The following is a 16,007-nucleotide window of genomic DNA, read 5'->3' as shown; positions in this document are numbered from 1 at the left end:
CACAATGCGAGAGGATAGCGCAGGGCCATGAGGAGACGACCCATGCCGACCATTCGCCCGCTCATCGCGCTCGCCGCCGCCGCCCTTCCGCTCGCGGCCTGTTCGACCACCAACAATTACAACTATGCCGAGGAGCCCGGGCGCGACGCGCTGGTGACGGGGAACGGGGACGCGCTGCGGCAAAGCGGCAAGGCGAAGAACGTCATCCTGTTCATCGGCGACGGCATGGGCATTTCGACCATCACTGCCGCGCGTATCTACGAAGGCCAGAAGCGCGGGGAAAGCGGCGAGGAGAACACGCTGTCCTTCGAGGCATTTCCCAATGTCGCGCTGGTCAAGACCTACAACACCAATGCACAGGTCCCCGACAGCGCCGGGACCGCGACCGCCATGCATTCGGGGAAGAAGACGCGCATCGGCGTGCTCGGCATCGGGCCGGAGGCGCAGCGCGGGTCGTGCCGCGACGCACTCGCCCATCCGCTCCCGCTGCTGGGCGAGGGAGTGAAGGAAAGGGGCCTTGCGCTCGGCATCGTGTCGACCGCACGGATAACCCATGCGACGCCCGCGAGCGTATATGCCCGCAGCGCCGACCGCGACTGGGAAGGAGACGTGCCCGAAGCGGAGGCGCAGCATGGTTGCAAGGACATCGCCACCCAGTTGATCGAGGCCGACTGGGACGTGGCGCTCGGCGGGGGAACTGCCGTGTTCTTCGGCGGAGACAGGGGCGGGCGCCGCCCTGACAGCGCCGCCGACCTGCCGGCTGAATGGGCCGCGAGGACCGGCGGAACCGTCGTGCGCGACGCCGCCGGGCTGACCGCTGCGCCGGTGGACAAGCCGGTGCTCGGCATCTTTTCGCCCAGCCACATGACCTATGTCGCCGACCGTGCGGAGGATTCGAGCGAACCGACGCTGACCGGGATGACCGCTCAGGCGATCGAGCGGCTGGAGCGCGACCCGGACGGTTTCTACCTGATGGTCGAAAGCGGCCGGATCGACCACGCGCACCACGCCGGCAAGGCCGGCTATGCGCTGGAGGAGACGGTCGAGTTCGCCCGCGCGATCCGGTACGCGGTCGAGAATACCGATCCGGCCGAGACGCTGATCCTGGTGACGGCCGATCACAGCCACGTCTTCACCATTGCGGGCTATCCCCGGCGCGGCAACGACATCCTCGGTCTTGTCGTCCCGCCTGCGGGGGAATCCGGCAGCGACGAAGAGCCTATCATCGCCGGGGACGGCACGCCCTATACGACGCTGGGCTATGCCAACGGTCCGGGCGCGATCGCGGGGCTGGCCGAACGCCCGGTGCCCGAGACCGGGATCGAGGCGCAGCAGCAGGCAACCGTGCCGCTCGGCAGCGAGACCCATGCGGGCGAGGATGTCGCGCTCTATGCCACCGGGCCGGGGGCGAACCGGGCGCGCGGGGTGATCGAGCAGAACGTGATCTACGACATCATACGAGAGGCGCTTTTCTGAAGGCACAGCGCATTAGCGCCGTGATTTCCCCGCTCACGCTACCTGGCGGCCGCATCGCTGCGGTCGGCCGGTCGGCCTTGCCGGCCGCGCTGCGGGCCGGACCAGCGCGATACGATTGGTGGATTAGCGATGTGTCGGCCGTGTAGCGCTGTCCTGGCGGCGTAGCCGCCGCAAGGGCGACTGCCCGCCCGCAGGCCCGCCAGGGCCGAGGATATCGCAGCGCGGATGCGCTGCGCAAAACAAAACCGCTGCAAACAAAAACCCCTGACCCGGGGGCGATGGGTCAGGGGTCCGTTGTGAGCGTTCGTCACGCTTGTGCAAGGCGACCTTTGCGAAGGTTGGGGCAACAGGGGGGAAACCCGCCTTCGACCGCCTTGTCGAGAACCCGAATACGCGAGGATGGCTTTCGGGTAAATGAACGGCGACCTAGGTTTGTCGCAATTCTACAACTGAGCGGCGACCAGCCGTTCAGCGCGGGCGACGGGATGTCCGGCGCGGATCGTCGAAATCGAACGTGCTTTCGGCGACCGACAGGCCATAGCGATGATTCGACAGCCGCACCGTGGTGCGGTGGTTCTGCGCGTCGAGAGCGACCCAGCTGTTCAATTCCCATCCGCCCGGCGCGCTGGCGTTCTTGACGAAGATCATCGTGATGACCCCGAATTCGGGCCGCGAGGGATCGCGTACCTCGATGCTCATCACGTCGTCGCGCAGGGTGGGGACGAGCTTGCCGTACTTGCCGACATCGCGCGAGGGATCGAGCAGCGCGCCGAGCGGCGAGCGCCTGATCGGGTAGCGTTCGACCTGCCGGACCTCGTAATCGACGACATAGAGCGACTTGCCGTTCGAGACGACGAGGAAGTCCGAATCCTTGCCATAGTCGAAACGGATCTTGCCGGGCCGCTTCAACGTCATCGTGCCCGCCGCGCGGCGGCCCTCGCGGTCGATCTGGGTGAAATCCGCGCGCATGGTCGAAATGCCGCGCAGTGCGCCGACCGCCGCATCGATGCTCCCGCTCGCCTGTTGGGCATGGGCAGGCGGCGCGAGCGGCGCGGCGAAAGGCAGCGCACCGGCAAGGCCGAGCGCAAGCGCGCCGACCATCAGGCGGGAGCGGATGCGGAAAGGAGAGAAGTCCATCATGCCTCGCGGATTAGCGGCGGGGCATTGAACCGGGCGTGAACTGCGCAAGCTGCAGGCATGAGCCGGTGGGCGGCCCGTCAGGCTTACTTGATCTTCGCTTCCTTGAACTCGACATGCTTGCGCACGACGGGGTCGTATTTGCGGAAGGTCATCTTCTCGGTGATGTTGCGCGGGTTCTTCTTCGTCACGTAATAGAAGCCCGTGCCCTCGGTCGAGACGAGCTTGATCTTGACGGTTGCGGGCTTCGCCATGGCGGTATCCTGTCGAAAAAGGCTGGGGCCTCATGGCCCAAAAACAAAGGGCGACGCGTGCCCTTGTGGGGATCGCCGCCTTGCAGAGGCGCGCCATTGGGCGATTCCCGGGGAAAAGTCAAGCAGTGCTCCATGCCCGGGCTGCGCGCCTCACCAGTCGGAGCGGTCCACCTTGCCGCGCTTCGCCTTGACCGCGCCGCGCGCCTTCTTGTGCTTGAGGCGCTGGACCTTGCCGACGCGGTTGACGCGGGTCTTCGCCCGGCGGCGCGGCTGGCGGTGCGCTTGCTCGAGCAATTCGCCCAGCTTCTCGCGCGCCTCGGCCCGGTTCGCCTCCTGCGAGCGGTGGCGGCGCGCGGTGATGAGAAGGTCTCCGGCAGCCGTCAGTTTCGACCCCGCGAGGTCGCGCAGACGCGCGAAGACCGGCGGGGGAAGCCGCAGGGCATAGATGTTCACCCGGAGCTGGACCGCGGTCGCGACCTTGTTGACGTTCTGACCGCCCGGCCCCGACCCTGCGAGAAAGCTTTCCTCGGCGAGCGCATGGGCGCGGTCGAGAAGGTCCCTATCCATCGCTCGCCCCGAGCGCGATGAAATCGGCCGGCAGCGGTGCGTGTGCCTCGATCGGCGGCTTGCCGTCGCGCGGGACCACGATGCTGGCGGCGTGGAGCATGGTGCGGCTCGCCCCCGGCACGACGCCCGCGCCATAGATCGGATCGCCCAGCAGGGCTGCGCCAAGGCCCTTGAGCGCATGGACGCGCAGCTGGTGGGTGCGCCCGGTTTCGGGACGGAAGCGGATCAGGCTGTGCTCGCCCAGCGTCTCCACCTTTTGCCAGTGCGAAATGGCGGCCTTGCCCTTCTTCGCCGCGATCATGCGCCAGCCCTTCTCGGCCGAGCTGATCTTGGCCAGCGCGAGTTCGATGGTTCCCGATTCCTCCGCCGGGTGGCCTGCGAGGACGGCGAGATAGGTCTTTTCGACCAGCCGTTCCTCGAACGCGCGGTTGAAGCGTTTCAGCGCCTTGGGATTACGTGCGAGCAGCAGGCATCCGGAGGTATCGGTGTCGAGCCGGTGGACCGGGATGGGCGCGCGCTGGAAGCCGAGCTTCAGCTCGTCCAGCCGGTCCTCGAGGCACGGGCCGCCGCGCTTGGGGCGGTCGACGGGCAGCCCGGCGGGCTTGTCGATCACCAGCGCTTCGCCGTCCTCGAAGAGTATGGGGATGGTCATGTCAGGCGAGCCTCGAAAAGCCCCCGGACCGCATTGCCGACAAGGAAGCCATCGGCAAGATCGTCGAGCGTGAGCTCCCCCTCGCGCGCGTCGCCATCCTCGATCAGCGCCTCGCGCAGCACGCCCAGCAGCAGGCCGAGCCGCGCAGGAGGGGTCACCAGCGTCCCGTCCGCGCCTCGCACGAAGACATTGGTGAAACAGCCCTCGGTCACGAGCCCGTCCTCGCGCACGAACAGGCATTCGCCAGCCCCCATGGAACGCGCGGCCTCGAGCGCATCCTCGTAGAAGCCGCGATCGGACGTCTTGTGGCGGAGCCGCCAGTCCGAGGGATCCACCGGCAGCGCCAGGGCAATCGCCGCCATGGGCTGCGCGACAGGTTCGGGCAGGGCCAAGGTCTCGAGCGCGATCGCCCCCGCGCGCGAGGCGAGGAGGCGCAGCTTGGCTGGCTGATCAAGCTCGAAACACAGCGCCTGGATCTGGTTGCGCGCGGCGTGACGATCAAAGGAAAAGCCTAGCTCCGCCGCGCTCCTTTTCATCCGGGCGAGGTGTTTTTCGAGCAATTCGACGCCGCTGTCGGGTGCGAAGCGCATCGTCTCGATGAGGTCGCAGGCCGGCGCGGCAAGGTCGGGCGACGCACGGCGCACGAAGCCCGCCTTGACCTCGCATTCGCGCCGTTCGGCAAGGCCTTCGCTGTCTGCGACGATGGCCGAGCCCACGCCCAGCACCGCGTCGCCCTGCCCGTTTTCGACCGGGGTCAGGCGCAGCGTGCGGATCGCAACGTTGAACGCCGCCGAACCGTCCGCATCGATCCGTCCGACCGCGCCGCAATAGGGCCCGCGCGCATCGCGCTCTATCTCGCCAAGGAGTTCCATCGCCCGGATCTTGGGCGCGCCGGTGATCGACCCGCACGGGAACAGCGCCCGCACGAGGTCCATCGCGCTCTGCCCTTCGGCAAGCTCGGCGCGCACGGTCGAGACCATCTGGTGCACCGTCGGATAGCTTTCGACTGCGAACGGCGCATCGACCCGCACGCTCCCCGGCACGGCGACGCGCGAGAGGTCGTTGCGCATCAGGTCGACGATCATCAGGTTTTCGGCCCGGTCCTTGACCGATTGCGCCAGTTCGCCGGCGAGCTCCGCGTCCTCGTCCGGATCGGCGGAGCGCGGGCGCGTGCCCTTCATCGGCTTGACCTTCGCCTCGTGTCCCGACAGCGCCACGAACAGTTCGGGCGAAAAGCTCAGCAGCCAGTGCGAACCGTCGAACACCAGCCCGCCATAGCCCGCCTCAGCCGCCGGGCGCAGCGCGGCATACAGCGCCGCCGGATCGCCGCGATAGGACCCGGCAAGCGGATAGGTCAGGTTCGCCTGGTAGATGTCGCCCGCCGCGATCCTTTCCTGCAGGGCGGCAAAGGCCTGGGCATGGCCGCCGGGCGAAAGCTGCGGTTCGAGCGGGCCGATCCGCGCCTCGCCCCCCGACCCGCCATCCGCGCCGCACCGCGCCTCCAGCCAGCCGGGCACATCCTTGGCCGCTATCTGCTGCGCAGCACCGAACAGGCCGAGCCAGACCAGCGGCCCCGCCGCCCCGGCGCGGGCCTGCGCAAGCGCGGCCAGCTTCGGCTCGAGCGCGAGGCCGGCTTCGTAGGCGATATATCCGGCGAGCGTCCCGCCCTCCTCGCGCCGCGCGCGGTCGGCGGCTTCGAGCGTTCCGGCGACATCTTCGGCGCGGAGCGCGCGGAACACCGCGCGCGGGCCTTCGTAGAGCAGCGCATCGGCGGGCGCGCGCGCACCAGCGCCCTGCAGCGGGCGCGCATCGTCGAGCAGGACATATGGCTGTGGAGGCGAAGGATCGGCCATTGCCCTTTATGCCTTAACCGATATGCGAGCCAAGTCGAGTGCTTGCGGCGGGAAGCTTGACCCTCGCGCGCCGGGCTTTCAAACCAGCATGGCAAAGCGAATGGCGGCAAGGGGGCATGGGCGCACGATGAGCGGAATTTTCCTGGGGCTGGGCGGCAATGGCGAGAGCCAGCATCTCGCATTGAGCCGGGCGAACCGGCACGGCCTGATCGCGGGCGCGACCGGGACGGGCAAGACGGTGACGCTGCAGGGCCTTGCCGAGAGCTTTTCGAGCGAGGGCGTTCCGGTCTTCGTCGCCGACGTGAAGGGCGACCTGTCGGGGATCGCCATGCCGGGATCGCCCACCTTCAAGCACGCCGACAAGCTCGAAGCGCGTGCGAAGGAACTGGGCATGGAGAACTATGCCTATTCCGACAATCCGGTGATCTTCTGGGACCTCTACGGCGAACAGGGCCACCCGATCCGCACAACCATCTCGGAAATGGGTCCGCTGCTGCTCGCGCGGCTGCTTGATCTCAACGAGACGCAGGAAGGCGTGCTCCAGATCGTCTTTCGCCATGCCGACGAGAACGGTCTGCTGCTGCTCGATTTCGGCGATCTCACCGCCATGCTGCAATGGGCGAACGAGAATGCGAGCGAGCTGTCGGGCAAATACGGCAATGTCTCGAAGGCGTCGGTCGGGGCGATCCAGCGGCAATTGCTTTCGTTCGAGGCGCAGGGCGCGGACCATTTCTTCGGCGAACCTGCCCTCGAGATCGACGATTTCCTGAAAGTGGACGAACAGGGCCGCGGCTTCGTCAACGTGCTCGCCGCCGATCGGCTGATGCGCAGCCCGAAACTCTACGCGACCTTCCTGCTGTGGCTGCTCGCCGAACTGTTCGAGAGCCTGCCCGAGGTCGGCGATCCCGAAAAACCCAAGCTCGTCTTCTTCTTCGACGAGGCGCACCTTCTCTTCGACGACGCTCCGGACGCGCTGCAGGACAAGATCGAACAGGTCGTGCGTCTCATCCGGTCGAAGGGCGTCGGCGTCTTCTTCGTGACGCAGAACCCGATCGACATTCCCGAGGAAGTCGCGGGGCAATTGGGCAACCGTGTCCAGCATGCCCTGCGCGCCTTCACCAAGCGCGACCAGCGCGCGATCCGCGCGGCGGCGGAGACGTTCCGCATCAACGAGGCGCTCGACACCGAACAGGTCATCACCGAACTCAAGGTGGGCGAGGCGCTCGTCTCGACGCTGGACGAGGACGGCGCACCCAGCGTGGTCCAGCGCACGCTGATCAAGCCGCCGCGCTCGCGGCTCGGCCCGGTCAATGCCAAGGAGCGCGCGATCATCCAGTCGGTGAGCCCGCTTGCCGGGAAATATGACGAGGCGGTGGACCGCGAAAGCGCGGAGGAAGTGCTGCTCGCCAAGGCCGAGGACGCCGCCGCCACCGCCGAGGAGGTCGAGCAGCAGGGCGAGGAGGAGGTGAGAAAGCGCGCGCGCAAATCGACCTCGATCTGGGAAAAGGCCCTGTCGCGCGGGACCAAGGTGGCGGCAGGCGGGCTTGCCGGGGTCGCCGCGGCCAAGGTGCTCGGCAGGAAAAGCCGCGCCAATCCGGTCGCCTCGGGCATCACCTCGGCGGCGGGATCAATCGCGACCGATCTCGCCGGGCCGGTCGCCGGACGCTTCGTGCGCAACCTCGTCGGCGGGCTGATGCGCTGAAATGGGTTTGCGGCTCGCTTCGCTGGGATTGCTGACCGCGCTCGGCCTCGCCCTTTCCGGAACGGTCAAAGCATCAGCCGGGGATGCGGCCCGCGAACCCGCCCGCGTCGTCGTCGCCTTCGACCGGGAGCGCATCGAACCGGTGATCGCCGAAGGCGTCGCCGAGCGTGCGAGCGGGCGAGAGGTCGCCGCCAACGACCCGGTGCGGATCGCGAGCATATCGAAACTGGTCATGGCGCTCGCCGCCCTGCGGCTGGCGGAAGAGGGCGTGGTGGATCTCGATGCGGACGTGTCGGACTATCTTGGCTGGAAACTGCGCGCGCCGGGTTTTCCCGACGCGCCGGTCACGCTGACGCAGATCCTCTCGCACCGCGCGGGCCTGCGCGATGCGGGGGGCTACATCATTCCCCTCGGCGAAAGCCTGCGCGAAAAGCTTGCCGATCCGGCCAGCTGGCATGCCGACGCCCCGCCGGGCGAGGCACCGTTCGCATACGCCAATCTCGGATCGCCTCTTGTCGCCAGCGTGCTCGAAGCGGCGAGCGGCGAGCGTTACGACGCGCTGCTAGAGAGGCTGGTCTTCGCCCGGCTCGGGATCGAGGCCTGCGTCAACTGGACCCGCTGTTCGCCCGAGCGGATCGCCCGCGCGGTGGCGCTCTATCGCGACACGGGCGAACCGGCGCGCGATTTTCCCGGCGACCTGCCGCCCGATTGCGCGATCCCCGTCGCCGAGGGCGCGGCGTGCGATCTTTCGGATTACGTGCCCGGCACCAATGCCTCGGTCTTCAGCCCCCAGGGCGGGGTGCGGATCGGCATGGTCGACCTCGCGCGGATCGGGCAGGCACTGGTCGGTGGCGGCAAGGGGCTGGTGAGCGCGCAAAGCCTCGCCGCGATGCTGGGTTCGGCCCGGCCCGGGGTCGAAGGTCAGGCCTTTTTCTGCGGCTACGGGCTCGGCGTACAGGCGATCGAGACGCCGGGCCGGACCTGCCTCGACGATCTTTTCGGTGACGGCGCGGTGCGTTTCGGTCATCCTGGCGAAGCCTACGGCCTGCGCGCCGGGCTGTGGTTCGATCCCGAAAGCGGACGCGGCCTCGCCTATTTTCTCACCGCAATCCCGCCGCGCACGGGGGCCGAGGGAACGAGCGGCTTCGATCGGCGCGAGATCGCGCTGGTCCAGCGCGCGATGCGCCTGCTCGAGGAACGCGGCCGTCGGCCCCGCTAGACCCCGAACAGCTTGAGGAACGCATCGATCGCACCCTCGAAACCGCGCCTCAGTCCGGAGCGCCCGGCGAGCGGCGCTTCCTCGACCAGCAGCACGCCACCTCCTGTTTCTTCATCCTGTTCGACCCGGTCCTTGAGCAGCGGCTCGCGCCCGAAGAAATAGGGCCAGAAGGTCTCGGTCCGGATGACCGAATAGGCGCAGTCGGTCGAAAAGCCGATCAGCTGACCCTGCCCGACGATCCGCCCGCGCGCTGCCTGTTCGATCCGCACGCCGCGCCCGCCTTTCAGCACCAGGAGCGCAGGGCCGTGGAAGACGAAATAGCGCAGCTGGAAGGTCAGCCATGCCGGGAGCGAGAACAGCCGCCAATGGGTCGTGATCCGCACCGGTTCCCCCGCTTTGCGCACCAGACCGGCCAGCGCGCTCGGCCTCACCACCGCAGCGCCGTCCGGCGGGATATCGAGCAAAGCGAGTTCGGCGAGCGGGTCCCGCACCGCCGATACCAGCACTTCCTCGCCCGCGCCGCTGGCGGCTGTCAGGAAGCGCATCCCGCTGGCAAGGCTCGCGACCGGATGGCTCCAGTCGAGCAGCCAGCGCGTGCGCTTCGCACCCTTGAGCGAGGAGGACTGGAGGTAGTCCTGCCGCACCAGCGCCTCCTCGTTATCGCCCAGCGTGATCGCGATCGAGACGCGGCTCTGCGCGGCGGGCGGAAATCGGGGGGCGGGCCCATTCGCATGAAAGCGCATCGGCGGCCATTTCTCGGCGAGCGGGGCGAGGCCGTGATAGAGCACCACCCTCAGGGCGGGCGGGACCAGCAGGATCGCAAGGAGCGCGTAAAGCGCCTTCTGGAGGATGTCGCGCAGCAGGGTGCGCGGAATGTCGCCCGCGAAATCGGGCAGGTCCGCCGGTGCGAGGGCGGCCAGTGCCGAGCGCGCCTGCCGCGCCTGCGCGATCGCCTCCAGCGCGCGGGCACGTCGCGCGGCGAGGCTTTCGGCGCGCTCGCAGCTTTCCCGCGCCGCCTGCTCCAGCTCGCTGCGTTCCGAGCGCAGCAATTCGCGCGCTTGCTGTTCGATGTCCCAGCGCGTCTCGAATTCGGCCAGCGCCGCCCTGTCGCGCGCGCAGCGACGGCGCACGGCCGCGATCGCGGCCTCGGTCGGCATGCGGGGATTGGCCTTGAGAAATTCGCGCGCCCGGCCGAGCTCGCGGCGCGGTTCGCGCGCGGCTTCAAGCAGTTCGAGTTCGCTCGTGACAAGGGCGAGCTCGATCTCGGCCCGCTTGCGCGCAAGCACGCGCGAGGGGCGATAGGCGGACAGGAAGCCGCCTTCGAGCCCGTCGATCTCGCCTCTCAGGCTGTCCCGCTGAAGGGCCAGCGCGCCGATGCGCTCCTCCATCGCCGCAAGCGGGAGCGCCGCGACCTCTTCCGCCCGGCCTTCGAGCCGTTCCTGCGCGGCGGCGCGCTCTGTGGCGATTTCGGCCCGCACTTCCTCTAGGCTCGCCGTCTCGCGCGCAAGGTCGCCGGCAAGGTCCGCCGGGACGAGCAGGGCAAGCCCGATCGCGAGCGCCAGCAGGACATAGAGCAGGGCGGTGCGCGCCAGCCAGGATAGGACCGCCTTCATAGGCGCAGACTTAGCAAGCGCCCCGCGCCCGGCAAGCGCGTTCAGCCGAGCGAGAAGCGCAATTCCGCCCTTAACCCGCCCCCTGCCCGGTTCGCGAGACGGAGACTGCCGCCCTCGGCCTCGACGATGGCGCGGGCAAGAGTGAGGCCGAGCCCGGTCCCGCCGGTCGCCCGGTTGCGAGAGGCCTCGCCGCGCGCGAAAGGCTGCATCATCGCCTCGATGAGGGGTTCGGGAATTCCGGGGCCGTCGTCTTCCACCGCGATCACTGCCGCTTCGTTTTCCCTGCGCAGCGTGATCCGCGCCCCGCCGCCATAACGCACGGCATTGGCGACGAGATTGCGCAGCGCGCGCTTGGCCAAGGTCTCGCGCAGGCGGGCGACGATGCGCGGCGAGCTGTCCTCATGCGCGAGGTCGACCGGCGCGCCGAGATCCTCGAATTCCTCGATGACCGCCCCCGCCAACGCGGCGAGATCGACCGCATCGGCTGCCCCGCCCGAATGGCCGATCCGGGCGAGAACGAGAATGTCGTCGAGCGTTCTGGTGATGTCCTCGATGCTTGCCGCCATGCGCTCGCGCTGGGACGCGTCGGGCACGCTCTCGATCCGGACGCGCAGGGCGGCAAGCGGGGTCTTGAGATCGTGCCCGATCGCGCCGAGCATCACGTCCTTTTCATCGAGCAGCGCGGCGATCCGTGCTTCCATCGCATTGTAGGCGGCGATCAGGCGGCGGGTGTCGGCGGGCCCGCTTTCCGCGAGAACCGCGATCTTTCCCGGCGCGCGCGAGAAATCGGCGAGGCGCGCGGTCAGCGCCGCGAGCGGGCGGGTGATGCGTCTCAGCACGAAATAGAGCAGCGCGACGAGCACGGCGAATATGAGCGCGGTCTGGAAAAGGATCGTCGCGGGCCCCCCTCTCGGACGTTCCGGCACGGGGAGGCGCACGGTGAGCCATTCGCCGGATGCGGGCCGCTCGATCGAGGCGAGGACGATCGTGCGGTCCTCCCATCCCGGAGCCCCGAGGCGCGGGCGACGTTCCACCAGCGCGCGCAGGAACGGGTCCTCCCCGGCCCGGCGCTCGGCCACGAGGAGGCTGGCTGCGGCGATGTCCTGCGCGGCGAGGACCTCGGCCAGCCGTTCCTCGTAGGCCGCGCTGCGCGCCCCGGCGGCGAAAGGCGGCGGGGCGGGGCCGCGTTCGGCGGGGATCCGGCCCCTTCCGGAAAAGGGCGGCCGGTTCGGCATGTCGCGGCCGCGCACGACCCCGATTTCGCCCCGGTGCCGTTCGCGCGCGGGGCGGCGTTCGGCGCGTTCCGCAAGCTCCTCGTCCGATCGGCCCGCCTCGGCGATCAGGCGGTAGGCGAGCGAGCTGACGATCGCCGCCTCGCGCCGGTCCTCCATGGCGCGGTAGAGCAGCACCGCCGAAATCGCCTGCGCAACCAGCAGGCCCAGGGCGAGCACTGCCATCACCTGACCAAGGAGGCTGTGCGGGAGAAACCGCCTCACCGGGCGGCGTCCGGGGGCACGCGGCGGACTTCTGCGGCGAGGCGATAGCCGCCGCCGCGCACGGTCTGGATCAGCGCCGGGTTGCGGCTGTCGACCTCGACCTTGCGGCGCAGGCGGCTGACCTGGTTGTCGACGGCGCGGTCGAACAGGTGCGCGGTGCGACCCTGCACCATGTCGAGCAGCCGGTCGCGGTCGAGCACGGCACGCGGGTGGTCGAGCAGGGCGCGCAGCAGCCGGAACTCGGCGGTGGAAAGGGGTACGCTCACGCCGCCCGGATCGGTCAGCTTGCGCTTGAGCGGATCGAGCCGCCAGCCTTCGAACAGGTAGTGCCAGTCCTCCGCCCCGTCCTGCTCAGAGGGACCGCGCGCCACGCGGCGCAGCACGGTGCGGATGCGGGCGACGAGCTCGCGCGGCTCGAACGGCTTCACCACGTAATCGTCCGCGCCCAGTTCTAGCCCGACGATACGGTCGGTCGCCTCGGTTCGGGCGGTGAGGAAGATCACCGGCAGGCGGCGCGTCTCGACGAGGTGGCGGCAGAGCGAGAGGCCGTCCTCGCCCGGCATCATGATGTCGAGCAGGACGAGGTCGGGCTGCTGTTCGGCGATCCGGCTGCGCGCGGCGGCGGCGCTTTCGGCCTCGCTCACCGCGAAACCCTGACGGCCGAGATATTCGGCGAGCGGTTCGCGCAGGGACGGCTCGTCATCGACGAGCAGGATGCGGGGGCTGTCGGGGGCGGCTGTCATCGGCTGCGTTCATGCGAGGAGGCGGCCCGGCGCGCAAGTGGGCGCGCCGGGCCGCTCCGTCTCACTCCGAGGGCCGGGCCTTACTGCGCTGGGCGCGGCGTTCCTGCATTTCCGCCTTCATCGCGGCGCGCGCTGCGCTTCGTTCCTCCGCGCTGATCGTGCCCGAACCGTCGGTGTCATGGGCTGCGAAGCGCGCTTCGACCATGGCATCGAATTCCGCCCGGCTGACCGCGCCGTCACCGTCGGCATCGGCGCGGGCGAGCATCGCCATGCCCCTACCGCCGCCAGCGCCGCCGCGGCCCTGGCGGGCTCCGCGGTCCTTGCCGCGTGCCTCGCGCATGGCGGCGAGTTCCTGTTCGGAAAGGCCGCCGCTTGCGTCGGTGTCGAAGGTTTCGAACATGCGTGCCTGCCGCTCGGCGCGGCGCTCGGCTCGGCGTGCCTGGCGGCCCTCGCGCATGGCGACCATTTCGGCCTCGCTGACTTCGCCGTCGCCGTCCGCATCGGCTTGCGCGAAACGGTCCGCCTGCCGCGCGGCGCGGTCGCTCGCATCGATCACGCCGTCATTATTGGCGTCCATCCGGGCAAAGCGCATGTCCGCACGCGCCTTAGCCTCGGCCAGTGTGACTTCGCCGTCGCCGTCGCTGTCGGCGCCGCCGCGCTGCGGTCCGTCCTGCGCGGCATAGGCAATGCCGCCTGCGCCCAGGGCAAGAGCGGCGGTCGAAAGGGCAAGGGTAAGCGTCTTCATGGTCGTTCTCCGTAAGGGGCTTCGATGAGACCCCTTCTAGAGACCGAATGTCGCAAGACTTTGCCGGGAGCGGGCGAAAGTGTCGCGGCTTGTATCGCGCGCGGCCCGGCGTTCATGCGCGTGCAAGCCTGCGCCCGGTTTCAGCCCGGGTCGGTCATGCAGAAGACGTTGAGCTTGTTGCCGTCGGGGTCGCGGAAATAGCCCGCATAGAAGCCGTCATCGCCGCGCGGTCCGGGCGCGCCTTCGTCGCTGCCGCCATGCGAAAGCGCGGTGTCGTAGACCGCGTGCACCTTTTCCGGGCTGTCCACCATCAGCGCGACCATCGTGCCGTTGCCTACAGTGGCAGCGTTGCCGTCGAACGGTCTGGTCGCGGCGATGCCGGGCATGGGCGAATCCATGTCGCCCCAGGCAATGAACTGGTCGAATTCCATCATTCGCCCGACGCCCCAGTGCTTGGCCAGCGCGTCGTAGAACTGCGCCGCGCGCGGCAGGTCGTTGGTGCCTAGTGTCACGTAGCCGATCATTGTCATGTCCTCCCGTGAAACGCCGCAGAGCCGGGCGCCCCGCGACTCGTGTTTCACGTGGAACATTACAGGAACATGGGCGGCGCCGCAATCATCCGCGAAGCGGCTGCGTCTCGCGTTCGAGCCATGCGAGATCCTCGCCCGAAAGGCGCGGGGCGACGATTTCGCGCACCTTGGCGTGATAGGCGTCGAGCCAGTCGATCTCGGTGTCCGTGAGAAGCGCAGGCTCGATCAGGCGGCGATCGATGGGGACGAAGGTCAGCGTCTCGAAACCGAGCCATTCGCCTTCCGCGCCCTCGATGTGCTTGGGCACGGTAAGGACGAGGTTCTCGATCCGGATACCGAAGGCGTCGGGTTTGTAATAGCCAGGTTCGTTCGAGAGGATCATGCCTGCGAACAGTTCCTGCCCGGTTCCGGCCTGTCCGCCTGCATGCTTCGCGATGCGCTGCGGGCCTTCGTGAACGCCCAGGAAGCTGCCGACGCCGTGGCCGGTGCCGTGGGCGTAATCGACGCCCGCTTCCCACAGATATTGCCGCGCGAAACTGTCGAGCTGGCCGCCATTGGTTCCCTGCGGGAAGATCGCGCGGTCGATCTGGATGTGGCCTTTGAGCACGCGGGTGAAGCGGTCCTTTATCTCAGCCGTCGGTTCGCCCGGTCCGACCCAGACCGTGCGGGTGATGTCGGTCGTGCCCGCCGGATACTGCCCGCCCGAATCGCACAGGAAGATGGAGCCGGGCGGGATCGTGATGTTGCTGTCCTCGTCCACCCGGTAATGCGGCAGCGCGGCATGGCCCGATGCGGCGGAGATCGTGTCGAATGAGGTATCGCGCAGATCGCCGTGCTCGCGGCGAAAGGCCTCGAGCTTTGCAGCGGCGGACAATTCGTCCACTTCGCCCCTGGGCGCGTTTACCTCGATCCAGTGCAGGAAGCGCGAGACCGCCGCGCCGTCGGCGGCCTGCGCGTCGCGGTGGCCCTGCTGTTCGGCCTCGTTCTTGATCGCTTTCGCAAGGATCGTCGGGTCCTGCCGAAAGGCGGCGCTCGCCCCGCCGGCGCGCAGCGCCTGCGCGATGCCGGCGACGCCGAAATCGGGATCGACGCTGACGCGCTTGCCTTTCATCGTGCCGAGCGCGCCTTCGAATTCGTCGCGGTCCCTGACCGTCACCGCATTGCCGAGATGCTGGGCCAGCTCGGGCGTGACCTTGCCCGGCGCGATGAACAGCTCGGCATGGCCATCGGCATGGGCGATAACATAGGCGTGGGAGACGGGCGTGTGCGACACGTCGGAGCCCCGGATATTGAGCAGCCATGCGACCGAATCGAGCGCCGGTACGACGACCGCGTCAAAGCCTTCCTTTGCCAGCCAGTCCGCGACTTCGCCGCGCTTGTCGGCCGACGAGCGTCCGGCGAGCGTGTTTTCGTGAACGATCGCCTGCGCGGGCGAAGGCTCGGGCTGGTCGGCCCAGACCGCGTCGATCGGATTGCCTTCGGCGGGGACCAGTTCGACCCCGCTCCCCTCTAGCCCGCGCTCCAGCCTGTCCACCCAGCCGGGCGTATGGAGCCACGGATCGTAGGCCACGCGCTCGCCATTCTGGGCCGCGCCCTTCAGCCAGTCGGCAAGGCTGTCCCTGGGGATGTTGCGGTATTCGAACAGGGCATTGTCGACCTGCCCCTTCACCTGCACGGTGTAGCGCCCGTCGACGAAGATCGCCGCGCCGGTCAGCGTCACCGCGGCGAATCCAGCCGAGCCGCCGAAGCCGGTGAGCCAATGGAGCCGCTGGGCATAGTCGCCGACATATTCGCTCATGTGTTCGTCGGAAATGGGCACTATGAAACCCGCGAGATCGCGGCGCTTCAATTCCTCGCGCAGCGCCTTGAGGCGGGCTTCGTGGGTTTGCATCAGCATGGCGAATTCCTGTCCTGTCGGTGCGCGCTCGGTCTTGCCGCGCGCATGTGTTCGTCTAGATATCAACATAGACCGCGTGACCGCGGCTTTCCACCCGTCCTCCCGTCCCGGGGCGGGATTCAA

At 68.6% G+C, this 16,007-nt stretch carries 14 protein-coding genes; 3 read left to right on the top strand and 11 right to left on the bottom strand.

The features are described 5' to 3' along the window. The first annotated feature begins 42 nt into the window (after positions 1 to 42). The gene (locus Ga0102493_RS14610) at positions 43 to 1,476 is read left to right on the top strand and encodes an alkaline phosphatase (protein WP_034902323.1); all 1,434 of its coding nucleotides are present in this window, start codon (positions 43 to 45) and stop codon (positions 1,474 to 1,476) included. A 468-nt stretch (positions 1,477 to 1,944) separates the two neighbouring features. Here the strand turns inward: Ga0102493_RS14610 and Ga0102493_RS14605 are convergent, their stop codons facing one another. The 5 genes from Ga0102493_RS14605 to pabB all read right to left on the bottom strand — a co-directional run bounded on the left by Ga0102493_RS14605 (position 1,945) and on the right by pabB (position 5,939). Continuing rightward, positions 1,945 to 2,616, bottom strand: a complete 672-nt coding sequence (locus Ga0102493_RS14605; RefSeq protein ID WP_034902321.1) for a LolA family protein — start codon at positions 2,614 to 2,616, stop codon at positions 1,945 to 1,947. A gap of 83 nt (positions 2,617 to 2,699) precedes the next feature. Beyond that, positions 2,700 to 2,867, bottom strand: a complete 168-nt coding sequence (gene rpmG, locus Ga0102493_RS14600; RefSeq protein WP_034902319.1) for a 50S ribosomal protein L33 — start codon at positions 2,865 to 2,867, stop codon at positions 2,700 to 2,702. A gap of 150 nt (positions 2,868 to 3,017) precedes the next feature. Further along, positions 3,018 to 3,434, bottom strand: a complete 417-nt coding sequence (gene arfB, locus Ga0102493_RS14595) for an alternative ribosome rescue aminoacyl-tRNA hydrolase ArfB (RefSeq protein ID WP_034902317.1) — start codon at positions 3,432 to 3,434, stop codon at positions 3,018 to 3,020. Further along, positions 3,427 to 4,086: an RluA family pseudouridine synthase gene (locus tag Ga0102493_RS14590; RefSeq protein ID WP_034902314.1), complete on the bottom strand. Its 660-nt coding sequence runs from the start codon at positions 4,084 to 4,086 to the stop codon at positions 3,427 to 3,429. The genes arfB and Ga0102493_RS14590 overlap by 8 nt, the downstream gene beginning before the upstream one ends. Next, the gene (gene pabB / locus Ga0102493_RS14585; RefSeq protein WP_034902312.1) at positions 4,083 to 5,939 is read right to left on the bottom strand and encodes an aminodeoxychorismate synthase component I; all 1,857 of its coding nucleotides are present in this window, start codon (positions 5,937 to 5,939) and stop codon (positions 4,083 to 4,085) included. The genes Ga0102493_RS14590 and pabB overlap by 4 nt, the downstream gene beginning before the upstream one ends. 127 nt (positions 5,940 to 6,066) lie before the next feature. Between pabB and Ga0102493_RS14580 the strand changes: the two genes are divergently transcribed. Next, positions 6,067 to 7,641 (top strand): helicase HerA-like domain-containing protein, encoded by a 1,575-nt coding sequence (locus Ga0102493_RS14580; protein ID WP_034902848.1) that lies wholly within the window; start codon positions 6,067 to 6,069, stop codon positions 7,639 to 7,641. A 1-nt stretch (position 7,642) separates the two neighbouring features. Continuing rightward, entirely contained in the window at positions 7,643 to 8,860 is a 1,218-nt protein-coding gene (locus Ga0102493_RS14575) for a serine hydrolase domain-containing protein (RefSeq protein ID WP_051697782.1), read from the top strand. Here Ga0102493_RS14575 and Ga0102493_RS14570 read toward each other — a convergent pair. The 6 genes from Ga0102493_RS14570 to Ga0102493_RS14545 all read right to left on the bottom strand — a co-directional run bounded on the left by Ga0102493_RS14570 (position 8,857) and on the right by Ga0102493_RS14545 (position 15,884). Then, entirely contained in the window at positions 8,857 to 10,473 is a 1,617-nt protein-coding gene (locus tag Ga0102493_RS14570) for a coiled-coil domain-containing protein (RefSeq protein WP_051697780.1), read from the bottom strand. The genes Ga0102493_RS14575 and Ga0102493_RS14570 overlap by 4 nt on opposite strands. A 41-nt stretch (positions 10,474 to 10,514) precedes the next feature. Next, on the bottom strand, positions 10,515 to 11,930 hold the full coding sequence (locus Ga0102493_RS14565; protein ID WP_069297569.1) for an ATP-binding protein: 1,416 nt from the start codon (positions 11,928 to 11,930) through the stop codon (positions 10,515 to 10,517). Positions 11,931 to 11,965: 35 nt separating this feature from the next. Next, complete coding sequence (locus tag Ga0102493_RS14560) at positions 11,966 to 12,712, bottom strand: response regulator (protein ID WP_034902303.1); 747 nt, start codon at positions 12,710 to 12,712, stop codon at positions 11,966 to 11,968. Positions 12,713 to 12,773: 61 nt separating this feature from the next. Next, complete coding sequence (locus Ga0102493_RS14555; RefSeq protein WP_034902301.1) at positions 12,774 to 13,457, bottom strand: EF-hand domain-containing protein; 684 nt, start codon at positions 13,455 to 13,457, stop codon at positions 12,774 to 12,776. A 140-nt stretch (positions 13,458 to 13,597) separates the two neighbouring features. Further along, positions 13,598 to 13,981: a VOC family protein gene (locus tag Ga0102493_RS14550; RefSeq protein WP_034902298.1), complete on the bottom strand. Its 384-nt coding sequence runs from the start codon at positions 13,979 to 13,981 to the stop codon at positions 13,598 to 13,600. A gap of 91 nt (positions 13,982 to 14,072) precedes the next feature. After that, entirely contained in the window at positions 14,073 to 15,884 is a 1,812-nt protein-coding gene (locus Ga0102493_RS14545; protein WP_034902296.1) for an aminopeptidase P family protein, read from the bottom strand. Between the last annotated feature and the right edge of the window lie 123 nt (positions 15,885 to 16,007).

It is taken from the genome of Erythrobacter litoralis (assembly GCF_001719165.1).
Lineage (GTDB): Bacteria > Pseudomonadota > Alphaproteobacteria > Sphingomonadales > Sphingomonadaceae > Erythrobacter > Erythrobacter litoralis.
The sequence above is the reverse complement of the archived record's forward strand: the minus strand, read 5'-3'. Positions and strand labels throughout refer to the sequence as shown.